The organism is Blautia faecis (genome assembly GCF_027662325.1).
Taxonomy (GTDB): domain Bacteria; phylum Bacillota; class Clostridia; order Lachnospirales; family Lachnospiraceae; genus Blautia_A; species Blautia_A faecis.
Window position 1 is genome coordinate 1 of sequence record NZ_JAQDKY010000046.1, and the last position, 20,031, is coordinate 20,031.

The 20,031-nt window shown below is 39.6% G+C and carries 27 protein-coding genes; 1 reads left to right on the forward strand and 26 read right to left on the reverse strand.

From position 1 onward, the window contains the following. Window positions 1–90: 90 nt before the first annotated feature. The gene (locus tag PGQ38_RS16575; protein ID WP_270432695.1) at window positions 91–459 is read left to right on the forward strand and encodes a bacteriohemerythrin; all 369 of its coding nucleotides are present in this window, start codon (window positions 91–93) and stop codon (window positions 457–459) included. 623 nt (window positions 460–1,082) lie between these two features. Here the strand turns inward: PGQ38_RS16575 and PGQ38_RS16580 are convergent. The 26 genes from PGQ38_RS16580 to PGQ38_RS16705 all read right to left on the reverse strand — a co-directional run. Continuing rightward, window positions 1,083–2,273, reverse strand: coding sequence for a site-specific integrase (locus PGQ38_RS16580; protein WP_003062094.1), 1,191 nt, complete (start codon window positions 2,271–2,273; stop codon window positions 1,083–1,085). 77 nt (window positions 2,274–2,350) lie between these two features. Next, window positions 2,351–2,554, reverse strand: coding sequence for an excisionase (locus PGQ38_RS16585; protein WP_002322728.1), 204 nt, complete (start codon window positions 2,552–2,554; stop codon window positions 2,351–2,353). Window positions 2,555–2,927: 373 nt separating this feature from the next. Further along, complete coding sequence (locus PGQ38_RS16590; protein WP_002322727.1) at window positions 2,928–3,182, reverse strand: helix-turn-helix domain-containing protein; 255 nt, start codon at window positions 3,180–3,182, stop codon at window positions 2,928–2,930. A 3-nt stretch (window positions 3,183–3,185) separates the two neighbouring features. Continuing rightward, window positions 3,186–3,605: an RNA polymerase sigma factor gene (locus PGQ38_RS16595; RefSeq protein WP_003061815.1), complete on the reverse strand. Its 420-nt coding sequence runs from the start codon at window positions 3,603–3,605 to the stop codon at window positions 3,186–3,188. Window positions 3,606–3,899: 294 nt separating this feature from the next. Further along, window positions 3,900–4,184, reverse strand: coding sequence for a topoisomerase C-terminal repeat-containing protein (locus PGQ38_RS16600; RefSeq protein ID WP_002326770.1), 285 nt, complete (start codon window positions 4,182–4,184; stop codon window positions 3,900–3,902). Between the two features lie 145 nt (window positions 4,185–4,329). Continuing rightward, the gene (gene erm(B) / locus PGQ38_RS16605) at window positions 4,330–5,067 is read right to left on the reverse strand and encodes a 23S rRNA (adenine(2058)-N(6))-methyltransferase Erm(B) (protein ID WP_270432699.1); all 738 of its coding nucleotides are present in this window, start codon (window positions 5,065–5,067) and stop codon (window positions 4,330–4,332) included. A gap of 124 nt (window positions 5,068–5,191) precedes the next feature. Then, the gene (locus PGQ38_RS16610; protein WP_001814874.1) at window positions 5,192–5,275 is read right to left on the reverse strand and encodes a 23S rRNA methyltransferase attenuation leader peptide; all 84 of its coding nucleotides are present in this window, start codon (window positions 5,273–5,275) and stop codon (window positions 5,192–5,194) included. A 20-nt stretch (window positions 5,276–5,295) separates the two neighbouring features. Further along, window positions 5,296–6,138 carry an FtsX-like permease family protein gene (locus tag PGQ38_RS16615; RefSeq protein ID WP_003060411.1) on the reverse strand — a complete coding sequence of 281 codons (843 nt, stop codon included), beginning with the start codon at window positions 6,136–6,138 and terminating at the stop codon, window positions 5,296–5,298. Then, window positions 6,128–6,898, reverse strand: coding sequence for an ABC transporter ATP-binding protein (locus PGQ38_RS16620; RefSeq protein ID WP_003061398.1), 771 nt, complete (start codon window positions 6,896–6,898; stop codon window positions 6,128–6,130). Before PGQ38_RS16620 ends, PGQ38_RS16615 begins: the two co-directional genes overlap by 11 nt. Window positions 6,899–7,064: 166 nt before the next feature. Next, window positions 7,065–7,295, reverse strand: coding sequence for a hypothetical protein (locus tag PGQ38_RS16625; RefSeq protein WP_003060191.1), 231 nt, complete (start codon window positions 7,293–7,295; stop codon window positions 7,065–7,067). A gap of 15 nt (window positions 7,296–7,310) precedes the next feature. Beyond that, on the reverse strand, window positions 7,311–7,640 hold the full coding sequence (locus PGQ38_RS16630) for a DUF3784 domain-containing protein (protein ID WP_003061243.1): 330 nt from the start codon (window positions 7,638–7,640) through the stop codon (window positions 7,311–7,313). A gap of 14 nt (window positions 7,641–7,654) precedes the next feature. Next, window positions 7,655–7,864: a helix-turn-helix transcriptional regulator gene (locus tag PGQ38_RS16635; protein WP_007286202.1), complete on the reverse strand. Its 210-nt coding sequence runs from the start codon at window positions 7,862–7,864 to the stop codon at window positions 7,655–7,657. A 1-nt stretch (window position 7,865) separates the two neighbouring features. Next, entirely contained in the window at window positions 7,866–8,180 is a 315-nt protein-coding gene (locus PGQ38_RS16640; RefSeq protein WP_003061887.1) for a DUF6442 family protein, read from the reverse strand. Window positions 8,181–8,324: 144 nt separating this feature from the next. Then, window positions 8,325–9,236, reverse strand: coding sequence for a conjugal transfer protein (locus PGQ38_RS16645; protein ID WP_003062215.1), 912 nt, complete (start codon window positions 9,234–9,236; stop codon window positions 8,325–8,327). 16 nt (window positions 9,237–9,252) lie between these two features. Then, on the reverse strand, window positions 9,253–10,260 hold the full coding sequence (locus PGQ38_RS16650; RefSeq protein WP_003059774.1) for a bifunctional lytic transglycosylase/C40 family peptidase: 1,008 nt from the start codon (window positions 10,258–10,260) through the stop codon (window positions 9,253–9,255). Beyond that, window positions 10,257–12,467, reverse strand: coding sequence for a CD3337/EF1877 family mobilome membrane protein (locus tag PGQ38_RS16655; RefSeq protein ID WP_003060083.1), 2,211 nt, complete (start codon window positions 12,465–12,467; stop codon window positions 10,257–10,259). The genes PGQ38_RS16650 and PGQ38_RS16655 overlap by 4 nt, the downstream gene beginning before the upstream one ends. Further along, window positions 12,467–14,917: a conjugal transfer ATPase TcpF gene (gene tcpF / locus PGQ38_RS16660; protein ID WP_270432705.1), complete on the reverse strand. Its 2,451-nt coding sequence runs from the start codon at window positions 14,915–14,917 to the stop codon at window positions 12,467–12,469. Before tcpF ends, PGQ38_RS16655 begins: the two co-directional genes overlap by 1 nt. Continuing rightward, a complete protein-coding gene (locus tag PGQ38_RS16665) occupies window positions 14,895–15,293 on the reverse strand; it encodes a conjugal transfer protein (RefSeq protein WP_003061368.1) in 399 nt (132 codons plus the stop codon). Before PGQ38_RS16665 ends, tcpF begins: the two co-directional genes overlap by 23 nt. Before the next feature lie 107 nt (window positions 15,294–15,400). Further along, window positions 15,401–15,904: an antirestriction protein ArdA gene (locus PGQ38_RS16670; RefSeq protein WP_002323345.1), complete on the reverse strand. Its 504-nt coding sequence runs from the start codon at window positions 15,902–15,904 to the stop codon at window positions 15,401–15,403. 17 nt (window positions 15,905–15,921) lie between these two features. Next, on the reverse strand, window positions 15,922–16,425 hold the full coding sequence (locus PGQ38_RS16675) for an antirestriction protein ArdA (protein WP_003062492.1): 504 nt from the start codon (window positions 16,423–16,425) through the stop codon (window positions 15,922–15,924). Next, window positions 16,344–16,640 carry a hypothetical protein gene (locus PGQ38_RS16680; protein WP_008687105.1) on the reverse strand — a complete coding sequence of 99 codons (297 nt, stop codon included), beginning with the start codon at window positions 16,638–16,640 and terminating at the stop codon, window positions 16,344–16,346. Before PGQ38_RS16680 ends, PGQ38_RS16675 begins: the two co-directional genes overlap by 82 nt. A gap of 90 nt (window positions 16,641–16,730) precedes the next feature. After that, window positions 16,731–17,150 carry a nuclear transport factor 2 family protein gene (locus PGQ38_RS16685; protein ID WP_003060053.1) on the reverse strand — a complete coding sequence of 140 codons (420 nt, stop codon included), beginning with the start codon at window positions 17,148–17,150 and terminating at the stop codon, window positions 16,731–16,733. A gap of 67 nt (window positions 17,151–17,217) precedes the next feature. Continuing rightward, entirely contained in the window at window positions 17,218–17,439 is a 222-nt protein-coding gene (locus tag PGQ38_RS16690; protein ID WP_003060793.1) for a hypothetical protein, read from the reverse strand. Window position 17,440: 1 nt separating this feature from the next. Next, window positions 17,441–17,575, reverse strand: coding sequence for a DUF3789 domain-containing protein (locus PGQ38_RS16695; protein WP_003061156.1), 135 nt, complete (start codon window positions 17,573–17,575; stop codon window positions 17,441–17,443). 13 nt (window positions 17,576–17,588) lie between these two features. Further along, window positions 17,589–18,785, reverse strand: coding sequence for a MobT family relaxase (gene mobT, locus PGQ38_RS16700; RefSeq protein ID WP_003062030.1), 1,197 nt, complete (start codon window positions 18,783–18,785; stop codon window positions 17,589–17,591). A gap of 183 nt (window positions 18,786–18,968) precedes the next feature. Next, the coding region (locus PGQ38_RS16705; protein WP_270432708.1) for an FtsK/SpoIIIE domain-containing protein at window positions 18,969–20,031 on the reverse strand (1,063 nt) is incomplete at its 5' end.

The following is a 20,031-nucleotide window of genomic DNA, read 5'->3' on the forward strand; positions in this document are numbered from 1 at the left end:
CTGTAGAAGACTAAGCAGAAAATACAGGTACGAAACTGCCAGACATTAAAAGAGCTTAAGAGAACATATAAAAGAAATGGAGGTCAAATTATGACTTACGATTTAAACATTACCTTTGATGACAATTTAGTAGCCTGTCAAAATGGCGACAGCAAGGTAAAGGCGATCAAACTTCTGGATTATCTTAACGAGTATACTGACTTTCATTTTAAAGAAGAAGAAGCACTTCAGGAAAAAGCCGGTTATCCAGAGCGTGAAAAACATTATGAAAAACATGAAGAGTTTAAAAAGACAATTCAGGAACTGTATGAATACCTTCAGGAGTATGAAGGACCAACAGATCGGTTCAGTGAACTTGTACAGAAAAATGTAATCGACTGGCTGTTTGGACACATTAAAACATACGACCGCTCTGTGGCAAAATTTATCTTTATGAAGCAAAATCCAGATCGATGCTAAAATAAACCAGGGAACGAGTTCACTCAGAATGTAGACAACGTGATGAAGTAAACTAGGGGCTGTCATAATGCAGCCCCTTTCCTGTTATAGCGATATTCTAGGTAATATATTGCGCTGGCATGACATATTATTTTACTACTATATGGGAAGAGCAAGCAGCTCTTCTTTTTTTGTCCTTTTTATCCAATTTTAAGTTGTAAAGTCTCTTTTCATTCGACAAAATTCTCCACAGACAGAGGATATGCGACGAGCATTGATATGAACATCTATTTATGAAAAGAGGATATTGAAGTCGGGGAAACGGTAATGACAGCCGAAAATAGACCTGTAGAATACGGAAAGGACTATGATGTTGTCAATAATCCTGATAAATTTCAACTATATATAGATGGAAAAGAGATTAAATAGTAATCTCCTGAAAGCAAGCTTTTTGTCAATTATTTCAAAGAAAAACTTACTAAATTTCTGATTATCTTTTCATAAGTTGATAAATGCCGATATATCCCGTATTTTAGGGCTTTATCGGTATTTTCTTTTTGGAAGATACCTTGCATAAGCTGGCATTTACCAGCATGAAAATGCAACCAAAAGTAGTAAATGAGTAGTAAATATAAGCTCCGATATTAACAAGCCAGTCTTTCCAGTTCTGCTTTTGCAGATTGAAATGTACCGTGTGCATAATAGCCAAGTGTCATGGTTATGTTAGCGTGTCCCATAAGATATTGCAGGGTGTTTGGGTTCATTCCTCTGTTTGCCATATTCGTACAGTAAGTATGTCGGAATGAATGTGGTGTGATGTTCGGTAACTTGTCCGTGTGATACTTGTTATACTTCTTAATTAGTCCTCGCACCATACCCTCATAGTTTCCTGCAACTTTAGGTAAGCCCTCACGGTTCAAGAATAGGAAATTGCTATAACCACCTACAATCAACGGTTGTGCCTTTCCTCTGTTCTTTAGTATTCTTTGGATTGCTTGATAAGCCCGTTCTGTCAATGGAAGTTCTCGTTTTCCGTTTTTGGTCTTTGGCGTTTCAATATAGTAGCCGATTTCGCTGTCTTTCAATAACTGGTGGTCTATATTGAGTATTCTGTTCTGCATATCAATATGCGTCGTTAGTCCGCAAAATTCAGAAATACGAAGTCCCGTTTCCAGCAGAAGCACAACCTCATCATAATACTTGCTGTAAATCTTATCCTTTTCCATAAAGGCAAGCAGGCGTTCTTCCTGCTCTGGTGTAAGGATAACTTTCTGCTCCGTATCATCTTCCAGAACATCACTTAGCTTAAATTCAAACGGGTTCTTTCTGATACAGTCGTCTTGTATCGCCATGTAAAATGACGCTTTCAAGGAACGCTTGTAGTTATCAATCGTTTTATAGGCGTATCCTTTTTCGCTCATTCTGATAGCCCATTCTTTAGCGTCCGACTGCTTAACAGTATCAATCGCCCTCATACCCAATGGGTCATTTTTCAGAGCGTTCATAAGATACTGTCGTCCTTTTTCAGTAGCCCTCTTGATGTTCTTTCTTTGGCTGTTCTTCTTGTCGTAGAGCTGGCAGACTGTCATTTTACCGCCTGCTGTATCGATACCGTCGTTAAGGTCTTTTTTAATCTGTGTTTCTTTTTCCCTCAACGATATATCATCACGCTTTCCAGCAGGTGTCTTGTCTGTCGGTACAAGTTTCCAAGAATAGATAAATTGTGGCTTTCCGTATATATCGGTATATTTATAAACGTATCTTCCGTCTTTTCGCTGGCTCTCTCCATTACGCAAATTGCGATTTTTACTGTCTTTTCGTTTTACATTAGACATAGTGTAAAGCTCCTTTCCGTCATGGAACGAGCCGTGATACGCTATATTTATTATACCATATCTACGGCTCAATGACATTAGATTTCGTCCAATGTATCTATGATTTTTTCAAATTGTTTTCGCTTAATCTGAATACGGTTGCCGTTCACGATAACCCAGCCAGCGTCAAGATTTTCTTCGGCTAATTTACGCAATTTCTTTTCGCCAATGCGGAAGTATTTGGACGCTTCTTCAACCGTCAGCGTATATTTTTCCCAAATAGGCACATCAGTATTGTTCATAATCTATGCACCCCCCTTTACTGTGTGTCGTTTTTTACAAGCAGGCAGACGGCTTTGGAAAGCTCCATTAGTATCTCAACTATTCCCATTCTTGTGGGCAGAACCGCACCATGCGGACGTATCATTATTCTGTGAGGATAGGTCGTGGCAAAACAACTTTTCCAACAGTCGCTCTCGGATCACTGCGTGGGTCGCTCGCTTTCTTTTGAAAAGGTCGTGGCGTACAGTCCCCGTGGCTCGCCATCTCACAAACGTATCTGTCTGCTTTATTCAGTTGTCAAAGAGCTGTGGTGAAAGCGTGTTGCTTTCATATAAAAGCAGGTGGCAGAGCAGGAAAGAGGGGGATATTAAATCATGCTCCGCTAAAAACTGCTTATTCTTCTGGTTCTAAGTCCATATCTTCAATATCAAAACCTAAAATCATTTTGATAAGTGCTTCTCTGATACGTCCTTTTAATTCCATATCTACAACGATATAAACATTGCCGTATTCATCATAAAGTGAACGCAAACAGCACTTTGATATGTAAGGGTCATAAAATGCCAGTAATTTTTCAATCGCTTTTTCGTTTCCGTCCATAGCTGATGAAATCAAGTAATAAGACGGTTTCTTAAATAACTGTTTCATTTTCTAATGTTCCTCCTTGAGTATTTTTTTCATAGTTTCCAAAGCGTGATGTCGGTTTCTAAATACACCGCTTTGCGTGATTTTCTGCAAGTTGGCAATTTCACTTTCTGTCATTTCCAAGAAGTAATACATCAACAGAGTATTGCGTTTTCTTTCTGGAAGTTTCTTCAAGGCTTCTGCCAATTCATCATCAAGGACACGAATATCAATGCCACATACTGAAAAGATTGTATAATCTGTTTCGTAGTCGTCCCAAACAGCCATTTTATCAACAAGGACATCTGGCAATTCGCTGAAAGATATTTCTTTATTCTTACGACGGTTTAATTCCTTGTAATAATCTTTCACGACACTACGGACAACTTTCTTTAAACAACTTTCAAAACGACATTGAACTGTTTTCTGGAAGTCAGACGGTTTCATCAATCTCACCTCCTTTCCTTTATGATTTGAAAAGTGTTTATCCCTCTTTCCGCACCATATAAGGACAGCTAGGTGTGATTTAATGACCTCTTTTGAAAAATTTTTTAAATTTTTTCGGGTATGAAAAAAGCCCGCACAAAACATATAGTCTGTACGAGCCTTTAAAGCTAAAACATAGTAATATTGTATCATTAAGAATCACAAATCACAAGTGATTTGTGATTAATCACTTGTGATTTGTGATAAGTGATTTGTGATTAATATATAAAAGCCCTCTTTAAAGGGCTTTTATGTTTATTTTGAAAAAGAGATAAAATCAATATATCCCTTTTCCCCAATTTTTACAACGGCATTGTAGGGCTTTTTCTCTTTGTTTTTGATTCCTTTTACCAGGGTTTCTTTTCCCTCCAGTAATTCTTTTACATTCGTTTTGGTTAGTTTTTTCTTTCTAAAATGTTCAGCTAAAGTAAACTTACATTCAGGATAATTTGAACAACCATAAAACGATTTTTTTAATACAATATTGTTGCCACACTTAGGACATTTTCCTACAAGGGGTCCCGAGCGCTTAGTGGGAATTTGTACCCCTTATCGATACAAATTCCCCGTAGGCGCTAGGGACCTCTTTAGCTTCTTGGAAGCTGTCAGTAGTATATCTAATAATTTATCTCCATTCCCTTTAGTAACGTGTAACTTTCCAAATTTAAAAAAGCGACTCATAGAATTATTTCCTCCCGTTAAATAATAGATAACTATTAAAAATAGACAATACTTGCTCATAAGTAATGGTACTTAAATTGTTTACTTTGGCGTGTTTCATTGCTTGATGAAACTGATTTTTAGGAAACAGTTGACGATATTCTCGATTGACCCATTTTGAAACAAAGTACGTATATAGCTTCCAATATTTATCTGGAACATCTGTGGTATGGCGGGTAAGTTTTATTAAGACACTGTTTACTTTTGGTTTAGGATGAAAGCATTCCGCTGGCAGCTTAAGCAATTGCTGAATCGAGACTTGAGTGTGCAAGAGCAACCCTAGTGTTCGGTGAATATCCAAGGTACGCTTGTAGAATCCTTCTTCAACAATCAGATAGATGTCAGACGCACGGCTTTCAAAAACCACTTTTTTAATAATTTGTGTGCTTAAATGGTAAGGAATATTCCCAACAATTTTATACCTCTGTTTGTTAGGGAATTGAAACTGTAGAATATCTTGGTGAATTAAAGTGACACGAGTATTCAGTTTTAATTTTTCTGACGATAAGTTGAATAGATGACTGTCTAATTCAATAGACGTTACCTGTTTACTTATTTTAGCCAGTTTCGTCGTTAAATGCCCTTTACCTGTTCCAATTTCGTAAACGGTATCGGTTTCTTTTAAATTCAATTGTTTTATTATTTGGTTGAGTACTTTTTCACTCGTTAAAAAGTTTTGAGAATATTTTATATTTTTGTTCATGTAATCACTCCTGAAGTGATTACATCTGTAAATAAATACAGAAGTTAAACGATTTGTTTGTAATTTTAGTTATCTGTTTAAAAAGTCATAAGATTAGTCACTGGTAGGAATTAATCTAACGTATTTATTTATCTGCGTAATCACTGTTTTTAGTCTGTTTCAAAACAGTAGATGTTTTATCTACATTACGCATTTGGAATACCAACATGACGAATCCCTCCTTCTTAATTACAAATTTTTAGCATCTAATTTAACTTCAATTCCTATTATACAAAATTTTAAGATAACAGTCAAGAACATATCTGCACAAGTTGTAGATATACCATAAATGCTGATAATCAACATGATTACGCTTACCATCAAATAAGTAAGTGTTTCTTGCTTATTAAAATTATCCATAGTACAACGTGAATTCCAGAGAAAAAGAGAAATCGCACCAAGAATAATACTTAAAACAAAAATGACATTTCTTTTTTTACTGTCACGGAACATTTTCTTTTCATTTTGTTTGTCAAAATAAAGAAAATCACGTATCGTCATTTTACTTATTCTTCTTAATAGATTAAGCAAAACCAAAACATAAATAGTTAAAAAATAAATTATCAATAGTCCAATAGAAACGAAATTCAAAGAAATAAAGAGAGTTTTTGGAATACCCAGTAAGTTTACAATTACTAACGACACAAACTGGCTGAATAAAAAGCCAATAGGAATAGCTAATACAAATGCTAAAATTCCCAACAGTATATTTTCAATTACAACTAAGTGGGCAATTTCTTTTTTCTTAATGCCAAGAAGCATATATGTTCCTAATTCTTTACTTCTTTTTTCAAACATAAATTTCGTTGTATAGTTGATCAAAAAGCATATCACAAAAATAATAAGAATATTTACAGCGAACAATGAATTCTTAAATGCATCCATACTGGAACATAACTTTACAATTTCATCAGAATTTGCCACCAAATTAAAAGCAAATATAAGAGAAAAGGATGCAGTAACGGTTATCAGATAAATCAAATAATCTTTAATATTTCTTTTTGTATTTCTATACGCTAACTTACCTAACATTTCCCACTTCACCTCCGAGCAAGGTTAATATATCCAGTATTTCATTGAAGAAATCTTTTCTGCTTTTTTCCCCTCTGAAAATTTCATTGAATATTTTACCGTCTTTCAAGAACAAAATACGTTCACAGAAAGACGCACTAAACGGGTCATGTGTTACCATTAAAATAGTAGCCTGCATTTTCTTGTTGATTTCAGACATTGTTTCCAGTAATAATCTGGAAGCTTTTGAGTCCAAAGCTCCCGTCGGTTCATCAGCTAAAATCAGTTTCGGTTCATTGATTAAGGCTCTAGCACAAGCACAACGCTGTTTTTGTCCGCCAGAAACTTCATAAGGAAATTTCGATAAAATATCACGAATACCCAATTTATCGGCGATAGCATGAACTCTTTTCTCAATATCAGTAGGGTTCTGTTTGTTGATAACCAATGATAAAGAAATGTTTTCTCCAATCGTTAAAGTATCTAAAAGGTTGAAATCTTGAAAAATGAACCCTAAATTTTCACGTCTGAAATCAGCAAAATCTTTATCCTTGATTTTGGTAATATCTTGATTATTGACTGTAATGTGTCCGCTGGTTACAGTATCAATCGTAGAGATACAGTTTAATAGGGTAGTCTTTCCAGAACCACTAGCTCCCATGATTGCGACAAATTCGCCCTTATCTACATACATAGAAATACCGTCTACTGCCTTTGTGATATTTCCAGAGTTACCCCCGTAGTATTTTTTTACTTGCTCTAAATTTAAAATGTGTTCCATTAAAAATCGCTCCTTTCTTCCTGCCACATTTATTTGTTTTGGAATACAATTAAATTATAGCAAGGGCAGTATTCAATTACACTTACAGTTTTGAAAGTAAACAGAGAGTAAAAGAGCCGTGATAATGCAGATCACAATTTTGTGAAGCATTTCCACGACCCTTTTATTATAATTTTGCCTTTGTCTTTTTCGTAATGATATAAATATATTCTTCTGGTGTAGGGCGTTTATTCCCAAAATACTTTTTGAAATTTGCCTGCACCTCTGGGTCGGTGCTATTCATAGCTTCATCAATCGTAGCTTCAATATCCGCCCGAACATCAGCCAATGATACACCGCCAGCTTTTGCACCAGCTTTCAATGCCTTTTTTATATCTCTTTTGTTCAGTCCTATCATATTCATACCTCAATTCTACTTTTTAAAGCTAATAAGTTTTCCATTGTATTTTACAATGATGAATATGATATAAAACACTCCTACAACAATCAAAATAAGACCTATGTAATAGCCTAATTCAGAATGAGAGATTAAATTGATAATCGGCATAACAAGAATACCAATACTAACCAGTAAAGTGCCTATTCCTATTTTTTTTGTAAACACCTTTTTATCTTTAGGGTCAAGTTGTGTATAATGATAACCATGTAATAAAGTAATATTCTCTTTTATACCTATTTGATAAGATGTAAAAAGTAAAAACAATCCTATAACTATTTCAACAATCAATTCCTCTAATTCCATAATCGTTCTCTCCTTTAATCAAAATAAAATAATTCTTCAAATTTTTTATCTAAAGCTATACAAAGCACTAATGCCAATTTTGCTGTTGGATTAAATTGTCCAGTTTCAATAGAACTAACTGTATTCCGAGAAACCCCGACTAGTTCAGCTAATTCTGTTTGTGATAATTTTTTTTCTTTTCGTACAGTTTTTAATCTGTTTCGCAAAATTAAATGTTCGTCCATTCTATAAACCTACCATTAAAAATTTATAAAAGTAATACCCCATAAATAGAAAAAAGAATAAAGCAATAACAAATTTGGATTTATTTTTTGAAATATGTGCTTCATAACCCATAGAGCCAAATGCCACAGACCCAATAATTGTCATTATGTCATAGTAAGGTTCTTTACAAACTGCTTTAATGAAAAGAATTAAAATGCAGATAAATAAAACAAACATTAAGCCAAAAGATTTCCCTTGAAGTTTAATATGTTTTTCGTATTCATCAAGATATAGATTCTCTTTTTTGTTTTGTGATAGTATTTTTTCTTTATCCATTATATAACGCTCCCTTCAAATAATACCAAGTACACTTGTCATTTATATTATAGCATTCGGTCATTACAAGTCAATATTTTTGCACAGTTTTCTTGTCGTTTTGTAAAAGCGTGCAAATCTGATAGGAAATGCACGCTATATCATTTATCCTACAATCTTCCAGTTACTATCCTTATGTAGCACAAGCTCATACTGCGATACCTGCGTCGCTTTTGTCTGATTATCAATGAATTTTACCGCAACCTTGACTTTCACATTGTCGCCGTCCTTTATAAAGATAGGGTTTACCAGTTCAGAATAAAGGTAGTCCCTGCCGATAGGTTCAATCACATTTCCCAATACATAGTAAGCAAGCTCTTTTTCCGTCGCTGTTGGGTACAGCTTAAAGAATGTTTCCAGAAAAGCGGTAGCGTCATTTACCGTATCAGCGTCCACGCTTGCGTCTGCTTCTGGTGTCTTAGGCTCATAGTCTGATTTTTCAACTGCTGGTGCAAGGGTAGGGTTTTGAACGATTACCATATCCCCGTCTGCGTCCACATAGACTTTTACAGTATAGGTTGCTTTCACATTGCTTGTCTGTTCTCCCTCTTTTATCTGCTGATCTACTTCGTAGGTAGCAGAAAAAGTGTCCGCTCCCGATTGCTCGATATGCCATACAATCACATCTGTAACCGTGGAGCTGGTCGGTATATCGGTTCTAATGGTGTCTACATTTAAGTCCTGCAATTCCTTTGTCAGATAACCGCTGATTGCCTGCGTCCTTGCTTCGATAGCTTCTTTGCTGTTATCCCATGTGTAATAGGACTTCGCAAAGTTTTTCACGAAATTTTCTATCCCGTTGGTGTCCTGCAAGCAAAGTTCAATGATTTCTTTTTCATGGGTGGTGTGCTGGTCGATAGCCGTAAAATTCTTATACACCCCAAAGCTCACGCTTGCGACAAGCACCACCCACAACGCAATCACGGTTTTCTTATGTGTGCCTACCTTGACAGTACGCACCTTTTTTTCTTTTGGTTCTTTGATAGTTTCTGTCTGTTTCTTATTCTTCTTAAACATATTTTTCAAGTCCTTTCTATTGTTTTACTCGTCCTGCACCGATTAAGTGCTGTTGCCAGTAACTACTACTTAGGTCTGCATATCCTATCGGGTCGCCTGCGTGGTACATCTGTGTCGGCGAAACAAGAATACCGACGTGTGTTACATACGAACCAGCGTTATAGGTGGAATGGAAAAACACCAAATCGCCTGCTTTTGCCTGCGAGAGTGGCAGATGTTGGGTTGCGTCATACTGTGCTTGTGCTGTTCTCGGTAAGGAGATACCAGCTTTTCCATAGCACCATTGCGTCAATCCCGAACAATCAAAGGAAGTATTCGGGTTACTGCCACCATACACATACTTCCAGCCTTGATATTTCAACGCTTCATTCATTACCTTTTGTGCCAGTTCTCCCGATACCTGCGGAACTGCTAAATACTGATTGACTACTTCCACATAGAACATATTTCCATAGCCATACCGCCAGCCCCCATTCTTAGCAACGGCTATCGGGTTGGTGTAGGTTACTTTCTTTCCACCCGATTTCTCACGGGCGAAGCTCTCTGCAAGATTAAAAGTGTGTTTTTTTCCTTTTCCTGCCACATATCCCACATAGCCACCGCCATAGTTATAAGACTGTATCGCTACATTCAAGTCGTCGATACCTTGATTTTTGCAGGAAGAAAGCAGGGACGCAAAATACTTACACCCCTGCTTGATTGAGCTTTCCGTATCTAAGGAATTAGGCGGTAAACCAAGACTTTCCGAACTCTGCATAACATCTTCTGCCGTACCGCCACTTTCTACTTGAATGATAGCAAGTAACACATTGACATACTCGGAGATACCGTTTTCTCTGGCGTATTTTTCTACCATAGGCTGATGTTTCAAGACTTCTGCGGATAGGTTCATACCCGTAATGCCAGAAGAAAAATTGCTGTTCTCGTCGTCGCTGTCCGCACTAATGAGGACGCCAAAGAAAAGCACCAGAGAAAAGAGGATAGGAAACAGACTGCCAATGATAGCGATATGTTTCAGTTTCATTTTTTCTTCTGTCCTTTCTTCGTTACAAGGTTACGGGTTTTCTCTATGGTCTGCTGGTTCTTCTGGACGCTCTGGGTCTGCTGAACCTTTATCCTGCGGTCTTTGGTGTCATTCTGGCGTGTTTCCTGCGATACCACTTTTTCTACATTCTGCCTATGTACTGTCTGTGTAGGCTGGGGTGCTTTCTTATCAGAAGCACCAGAAGATAACGGACGCTCTTTGATAACATTTGTCTTGACTGGCTCACTTGCTTTCGGAGTTGGAGCTGTGGCTGGGCGTTTGACTTCCTGCATTTTTTCAACACTCGGCTTTGGAATGGTTGAAGCTGTGACTGGTCGCTCATGGGGACGGGTAGCTCCCGTTGTCGCTGATCCGTCAGCCTTTCGCTGTACCTGCCTTGCTTCTTGTGCCTTTTGAAGCTCCATACGTTTGTCAGCGATATTTTTCTTACGCTGTTCCTGCTTTTCCAAGCGTCCCGTCTGTCTGGACTGCTGTTCCTGCACCATGCCACGCTTGAAGTCGGACACGCTGGACTTTGCCTTTTCCTTTGCGGAATACACCGCATAAGCGGTCTGTGTCGGCATATCCTTGATATTCTCTTTGACAGCGTTTGCCTTGTCTTTCACTTTATTTTTCGTATCTAAAACAGCACCGACTTTTGAACCTGCACGCTGTCCCATGCTGGAAGTGGTATTGCCCCGATTTTCTTTAGAAGCCGTATTTTTTCTTTCGGCTCTCTTGCCAGCAACGGCACTTCCAGCCACCGCACCAGCTACACCGCCCGAAATACCGCCAGCACTTACCGCCCTTGCAATACGGTGTTCCATACGCCTAGCCCGATGTCGCATAAACAGATACGGTCTGCGGAATATGCGTCGTCCCATGCTTTGACTGTCGCCAGCATTAAGTGAGAACATACTCATTAAGTCGCCCAGCTTCATGTAGATACCAGCGAAACATACTATCTGCAAGAACGCCACCATAAAGAATGGGTAGTCTGTGGAAATGTTGTAAAACATACTGGAAATACTAAATGCCACCGTTACAATGAGCGTTATTCCTGCCCGTGTCATTATGGTATTAAATACTCTCACGATTGCCTGCTTTGCCATGCTTTCATAGCTCGGTATCATGGAAAGTAAAAAACTGATAGGTAAAAACATTGCAAAGATAATAAAAAGTATCTGGCTGAACAACATCATGCCCGTAAGCAAGAATACAAATATCGTGATACCCAAGTTAAAGAACAAGAGGAAGAACACCATACCCAAACGGTTCACGACCTGCGGTATTGTCAGATTGTTATTGTCGTTGTCCTCGATTTCTGTTTTCACGACTTCCTCTCTGGTTTTCCCGTCCTCGTCCTCTGGACTTGCCGATACGAGAGCTTCTACACGGTCTGTCCCGATTTCTTCTGCGTTGCTGTTCCCGAATTGAAGCAAGAGCCACGGCTGTTCCACTTGAATAGAAAATAGGCTGTCCCGTATCAAGTCCACGCTGTCCTTACCCTCGCTGTCGGAGTTAGGGAGCATGATTTTTGTTCCCAAATCCAAAGAAGCGGTACTGATGTCTGATGAAAATTCATTTATCTTCTTGATATAGTCGGGAGCATAAGCAATAAATGAAGCGGACAGCACGAACACCACCACAAAGTTGATAACAGCGTGAAGTGCTTTGCTGGTTTCCCGTTTTATCAGTCCCGTATAAGCAACGTACATTCCCACCACTAAGATAATGAGAAGCAGGAAACCAACATAGAAGCCCGTAGAAGAAAAGCCGTTCTCGGTAACGCCTGCAAGGGTCTGTATGCTCTTTCCGATACTGTCTGCCATATCATTGATGAAGTCCAGCTTATAGGCTTCCTGCACCACATAGCCCGTTGCATTACTCAAATACAAACTGATAGTCCAGACAAAGTTGGTAATGCAGTACAGCCCGTATTGTACCGATTTTCCGATACCGTCGAGCCAGTTCCACGGAAGCCACGACCAGCTATTATCGACGAAAAAATCAAGCTGGTAGTTGGAAAGGGGATATTTTGAATAAAGATTTTCTGCGTTTATGGTATCGTCTACAAGCCCCGTCGCATGAGCCACCGTCCCCAAAAGTGAAAGCAGGATAAGGGAGAGTGCCACCACGAACAGAGCCATTTTGAGAAAGTGGAAAATCTTCTTTTTTGTGAACACACCTTTTATCCTTTCTTTCATCACTCCACCTCATTTCTCTGTACGGGCGGTCTGGTATCAAAGGCGTGTAGCAGTTCTTCAAAGACTGGGTGTATCTGCACCACACCGACACGCCCGTATAAGTCCTGCAATAAGCATTGTCCGTTCTCCAAATCACGCAAGCGTTTCTGGTTGTTCTCATCGTCCTTGTCGATACCGAAAAACTCTAAGGTCTGCTTTATCTCGTTTATATCCGTGCTTCTAAATGCAAACTTTAAGCCGATATTGTTTTTCAGACTTTCCTTTGACACGTCATAGGCAGACTGGGTAACGAAATAAACGCCTGCCTGCATAGCTCGCCCAGCACGAACCAGCTTATTTGATAAGGTTTCTCCTTGTGCCACATTTAAGAACGCCCACGCTTCGTCTAAATCGACAATCTTAAAAATGCTTCTGTCCGAATGGATAAAATCAAGGGCAAAGGTACTAATCACAATCAGCATAGACACAGACAACAATTCAATGGTCGTGTATTCTTCAAAAGTGGTATCTTTATCTGGCAGTACAAGGTCGGCTACTTGAATGATATTGAGCTGATTATCCAGACTGATAGCATTTTCTACCGTACCGTCTGAAAACAGCAGGTGTGCAAAGTCGTAGTCCGTGAAGCTGTCGATATGGTCTGCGATATTTCTTGATATGGGCGTATCTTCACGGCGTAGCTCGTCTATCACATGGAGCAAGCCCCGACTGTCGCTCTGGGTAACGGAGCGTACTGCCTTACGAAGTACGGGGAATTTTTCGCCGTCCCTTGAAGAAATACCCGTAAGGAATGTTAAGATGTCGATTGCCAGACTTTCAGCGTCTTTTACATTCTTCATAATCACAAACGGGTCAAGAAGCCCTGCATTGTCCTTATCGCTGGTAAGATTTACGATATTGATTTCATGTGCAATCTCTGGGAGCGTTTCTTTCCAGTTACCACGCTCACTTTTAGGGTCTAACAGAAGTGCTTGACCGCCAAACAGCACCGCATAATATACCAGAAGATTGTTACAGAACGATTTCCCACCGCCAAGCGAACCGACAAAAGCAGACGCTAAAGCGTTGGTAACTGTACCTTTTACACCTTGACTGGCAAGGGACGGTTGCAGGTACACATTTCTTCCCGTATCAACAGAATAGCCCATATAGACACCCGTAGTTTCTCCTAACTGCTGTGTCGCACCAAAGCCAAGCCCAGCTAAAAAATCTGATTTTACATACTGCACATAGTCATTGATATATCGCTTGCTGGCTGGTAAAAATTCAGAATGAAGCCCCAGCATATCCCCAGCAGGACGCACCAGCTTTACATTGAGGTCGTCGTAAAAGTCCTTGACTTCATCACAACGGCGTTTCAGCTCGTCAAGATCGGGTGCAGACACCCGTATGACGTAGCTTAACTTATACATACTTTCTTTTGTCTGGTCTAAATCAGTTTCCAGCTCGTCCACGCTGTCTAAAGCGTCCACCACATTTGAGCTGGTTTCACTTCCTGCTTGATAGGCGTGATTATCAAGGTCTTTCAGTTCCTTTTTCTTGTTGCGGACGGTCGTTAATGCTTTCCGATTTTCCACGATTTCTACATTCATGCTCGTATCAACGGGGAATGTGAATTGCTGTTGCTGGAAATAGAAGATTTCAGACGACGGAAAATCAAGCTCTCCTACAATCGCATTGACGGTAAAATAGGACACATAGCTTTCCTTGTCCTCATGTTCCAATCGTAAATACCGCTGGCTTTCCTCAATCACACACCTTGTCGGACGGATAAGGTCGTAGTATTTTATCAGCGTCTCTTTGTTCAATTTTTTCTTTGGTAGCTGGTACTCATAATCTTCATAAGCGATACCGTCCCTGCCGTAAAGATGTTCCATGAGATACCCAAAATCATGGATTTCCAAGCGACGCACCTTAAAGCGACGGGAGATTTTATTTTCCAGTAACTTTTCCATTTTTATGTAACGGTTGATTTCATCATTCGGCATGGAAACAAAATCATTCATCAGCGTGTGGTTCACTTCATGGAGAAATTCTGTGAACGTCAGCCACACCGATTTTTTGATGTTCTTCAGATTGAGCTGTTCTTCCGTAACCATGAGCTTAAAGCCAAGAAAAAAGCGGTAGTCCACTTGATTGTCCCCAATCATAGATACTAACGCTTCGGTCTGTTCGTCTATCTTCTGGCAGGCAACTTCCTTTAATTTTCCAGTTACCAGCTTCTTTGACTGTTCCTGCATACTGCGGATTGAGCTTTCTGTGGCAATCTGCAACGCATGAATTTTACCCTCACGGGACTGTGCGATAAGCTGTCGGAAACTGTCATGCACGATAAATTTCTGCTCTGCGGATAGAAAAGAATAGTTGTATGGTATCAGCTCATAGTAGGCGAACACCTCATTGTCCTTGTTCCAGACAAGGTTATTGTCAATATATTTTATCGGGAACATAGTTCACACTCCTTACTGCCGTGATTGTTTCATTCAATATCTGCTTATGCAGTTTTACGGCTTTTCCTGCATAAGTGATTTTTGGTCGCAGGGCATAGGTTATCTGTGATTTCAAAAAGCTGTACGGCTTCTTTCCGTCAAAGGTTTTCTGCGACATGAACCAAGTGAGAGCAACGGGAATACCAAAGTATTTGAGAAATGCTCCCTCAATCATGGAAAGTGGGGGAATATCCCCAAACAGAATGATGATAAATTCCGTAATCACAAACCATGTAATCTGTGTAAAAGTAACGGGAAAGGGTAAGTTAAAGTCATTGATTGCATACAAGACTTTTTCCACGTTCCAGATACCCGTGTAGCTTTTAATCTTTTTCAAGTTCTTTCAGCTCCTTTCAAAATAGAAAAGGACAGCCATTTTCAGACTGTCCCTTAAAGAGAAATACGCTGTCAGTAGCAACAATGCTTGTCGCTGATCTTCCAGCGTTAATATGGTATCTCGCACATACCTCGGCTTGTTTCAATAAAGCAACCGCCCATATCCAAATCTCGCCCGTAGGCTTCATAGTCAATGTAATTCTGTAAGCTGGGTGGAATGTCCCCAAGTGCCTGCAATTCGTCTATGTAGTAGTAGGCAACATCTGTCATGGTTTCACAGTCGGGATAATAGTAAATATCGTCCTTATGTTCCACGACTTCTTCCAGCGTCCCATAGTGGCTGATAAATTCGTCCAGACACTCTACAATATAGTCGGGAAGTTCCTCTATCATTTCATACATCTCATTGAGTTCTTCAATGGAAACATACTCGCCAATCGCAATGGGAAAGTTGTCGGTATCATGGATAGCGTATTCCTCATACTGTTCATTCAAGCCGATTTTTTCTTTCACATCTTCCTCGTCAATGGGGAACGTGAACCAAGCACCGACTAAATAGCCCTCATTGTATTTGCCAAGATTAGCAATATAAACCGCCATATCATCAATCATAAGCACCACCTCATTTCCTACTCTGGCAGTTCAAAGATACCGTGTTCTGTTACTAAAAATTTCCCGTGTTCCTGCAAGTGAGAAGCGTAGGCTTCAAAGTCAAAGTAGTATTCTTGACAGTCCTCGGATAAATGCTTGAACATCGGGTCGTTCATCAGCTTTTGCCTTGCAACATCTATCATGCTTTTACAGTCGGGATAAACAATAATCACGTTCCTGCAAATATAAAGTGCTTCTAAATTTTCAAACACCGTAAGTAGTGATACATATTCTTCCTGCATATCACTTGAAAGCTGGCGGTACATAAAATCTAATTCGTTGAGCTGGTACACGCTGGTGTGTTCGTGGACTTCATCAGCATAAGGCAACACCTTTTCGATAATACGATAATCCCCACTTTCTGCACCGATACCTAACTTTTCTTCAAACTCGGCAACATCTATCGGCAGGTCGAACCAGTATGATATTGTTTCTTCGCCAGTTGTTCCTCTCGTTTCCACCAGCACCCTTGTTTCCTGCATTGTTCCTCACGTCCTTTCTGTTGCTTCATCACATCTTTTAAGCTCTGGTACGACATACCAAACACATACTTTGAAAAATCTTCTAACTGTTTTATATCATAATTCGTAAGCGGTAATCGCTTCATTTCATGCCACACTTTACGCTTGTAAGAGGGCAGGTTAGAAATATAATCACAGCCGACGTTTGCCTGCATATCCTTAAAAATATCGCTCATTTCATCACTCCAATCTGATTTTAGGTAAGAAAAAAGCAGTCAATCCTAAGACTAACTGCTTTATGTATATGGATATAATTTGATTAAGTTTTAAAACCAGTTTGTTTTTTCATCTCTAAATTGAGGGTTATCGCTGTGTTGATATGGATTATAGTTATTCAGATTGCAACCATATTCTTTTAATGATTTGATTTTGTTATCTTCTGTCCATTCAATTAAGGAAATACCGTCAAATTCTTCAACGCTTCCCGTATTCATTTCATTTTTAAAATACCATTCTACGACAGTTTGATTTTCTTTATGAAAGAACTGTTTAATATCCCAAATAATGACTTTACCACGAGTATTCCATTCATTAAACCAATGTTTTACTGTTTTAAGATTTTCATATTTAGGACACCAGCTTTCCGTATAAACAACATCTTCTGTAAAAATTTTATCTATTCCTAAGTCTTGCTGTTTCAACCACATATCAAACCATAAACGAATAATTTTTTCTCTCTCATTCAAAATAGAACACCTCGATTACTTCTTTTTTCACATTATAGCACCCATACATCAGCCCCACAATAAAATTTTATGCACCGATAATCTTATTGAACAGCTCTAACAGTACATCTTTCACACCGCCAGCATTGAATACCAAGCCGACAGCAATCAAGGCAACTACCAAGAAACCGATAAGTTTTGAAAACTCACGCTTGAACCCTAAGTAGATACCGATAACCACAATCGACATAAGCACTAAGCTCTGTGCGTTGCTTAAAAACCATTGATACAAATTTTGCCCGAAATTCATGTTATTTGTCCTCGCTTTCTTTTAATTTCTTCATTTCATAGTCAGCTCCTTTGCCAACACTTAAAATACACATCAAGGCTACGCCGATACCCGTTCCAACAGATACCAGCAGGAAGTCTTTCAATAATTCCCACATTTTTTCATCACTCCTAACTTTCTACTAAATCTTTTGCAGGGGTCGTCTGCTGTTTGATTATCATTTCATGCTTTTCTGTGAGCTTTGCCTGCTGTTCGATAGTTTTCATGTAGTCTGTTCCGTTTCCCTTATCAATCCTTTTCAGCATTTTCAAGGTCGGTGCTACCTGCCGTTGTACCCACCGCAATGTACGGTCTAAGGTGTAAGGCTCTGGCTTTGTCGTCAGCTTCAAGCTCTGTCTGTTATCGCCGATAAACCACGCCCAGCGGTCATTGAGTTTCCAGTCATTTTTTCGCTTGTCTGCTTCTTCATCAACAAACCGCACATACTGGTTGATGATAGAAAAGGCAGTCTGCTCTGCGTCATAATAGGTCAGCAAATCTCGTACTGCATAATAGGCACGTTCATTTCTAAGCCGTATCTCAAAACGGTTGATAATGTCGGCTTCTTCCAGCGGTGTCCCTAACTTGACGTACTGCTCATAGTCCTTTTCATAGATACAGAAATACACATCTGATTTTAGCGAACCAAGATAAAGGGTGCGTCCCATATATTCTCTGTCGTCCTCTCTATGCTTGATAAGCTCGCCCGACTGATAAAACTTATAACTTCTGGACTTTCCGATATATTCCCGTTTCCTGCATTTTTCCGCAAGCTCTGGAATATCCAAAATACCCGTATGGTCGTTGATAGCAAGGTCGATACGCTTCATCACGCCACCGTCTATGAGTGCGTCCATGAGAAAGTCATACCAACTTCTTTGTTGTGCCAGCAGGTAACTTTCAAACTGTCGGCAACCACGCCCCTTTAACTCTAAAAGGACACCTTTTTCTTCGTCAGCCGACGTATAGATAAAGATGTCCCCTAAAGAATAATGCTCCGTATAACTGTAATGTCCGTAATCTTCATGGAGCATATAATTGATATTCAGTTTTAATATATCTTTGATGATGTGCTGTATATCCAGCGTGGGAAAACGAATTTTCACATAATCAAACAGCATGGTAAGCGGTACTTCTGGATTGAACCTTGCCAGTTCCTTATGCAGAGTTTCCAGAAGTTCCTTTGACGGCTTCATTTTTCCACTTTCTATCTTGTTGAAATATTCCCTTGTGATACCAGAAGCCACCGCCAGCCTGCCTTGTGAGATACCGTAAGCAATCCGTTTCTCCCGTAATTCTTTTATCCGTTGTTCTTCATTCAGAACCATACCCCCAATCTGTAAAGTGTGAAGTTTTTTAAGGCGACTTCACAGCCGATTTTTGCTAGAAAACCATGCCAGAAGCCTTATGTTTCCTATGTTTTTTGTCTATTGTCTATTTGCAAACGTACCCCTCTGTTAGATACCGAGGGGTTTTACCTGCTGGCGTGGCTAACGCCACACCAGCAACGGCTAGTCCGTGCCGTCGCCTTTCGCTTCGCACGTCGCCGTCCCGTCCTGCCTTGCTTGTGCAAGAGAGCCGATAGTCTGCAAAAAATCATGTCCTTTCGGGACTAAAGGCGTGTAAAACTCACTGATAACGCTTGTTCCCACATCACAATATCCACGCCCCTTGATACGCTTCTGAAAAAACTGCTTTTTCACATCTGAACCAAACAGCATACCGTAACCTAATTCGCTGATACGCCCAAGTCCCACACGGAAATTGAAGTTATCTCTGATACCGTCCGAGAAATACTTTGCGTCTGGACGCTGGCAGGCAACGATAAGGAAATAACCTGCTTGTCGTCCTAACATAACGATTTTCTTTAACTTGCTAAGTAAGCTCACACTTTCTTTCGTCCCCAGCATTTCAAAAAATGCTACATATTCATCAAAGATAAGAAAGCAGGGTGGCAGTCCCAGATAGGCATAGTTTTCGCCCGTCTTATAGTTCGGGTGTCGCTTCATTTCCTCACTTCGCTGTACCATGCCCTCATAAAAGGCATTGACGCAATCAATCATTTCTTCTTTGGTGTGATGCACATTTTCCATAACTGTCCCTAAGTCTGCAAGGTCAGCGTTCTTCGGGTCTAAGATATAAAGGACAGCGTTTGTATGCAGTAAGGCTTCAATGAGTGTCAGCAGAAAATATGTTTTACCGCCACCAGTCCCACCAGCAATCAGAGCGTGAGGGAGTGCGTCATATTCCCAGACAAGATTTTTCATCAATCTAAGACAACCGTTTTCTGCCCGTACTTCATCAATGGTAATGCGGTTCGCTATCATATCATAAAGCAGGGTATATTCGATATAACCGTCATGCAGGGTCTTGTCGGTCAGCTCACAATACAAGCCACTTTCCAACTTATCCTCCAACCGTAAAAGCTGGTCTTGATATTTTCCCAGCGTAATTTCACAGCGGATATGAAGAAGTCCTTTTTCCATTTGATAATAAATCTTTGGAAACCAGACGATTTTTTCCCTTGATCTGCTTTGCAGGTCAGTAAAAAAACCGCTGTCTTGTACGGTATCG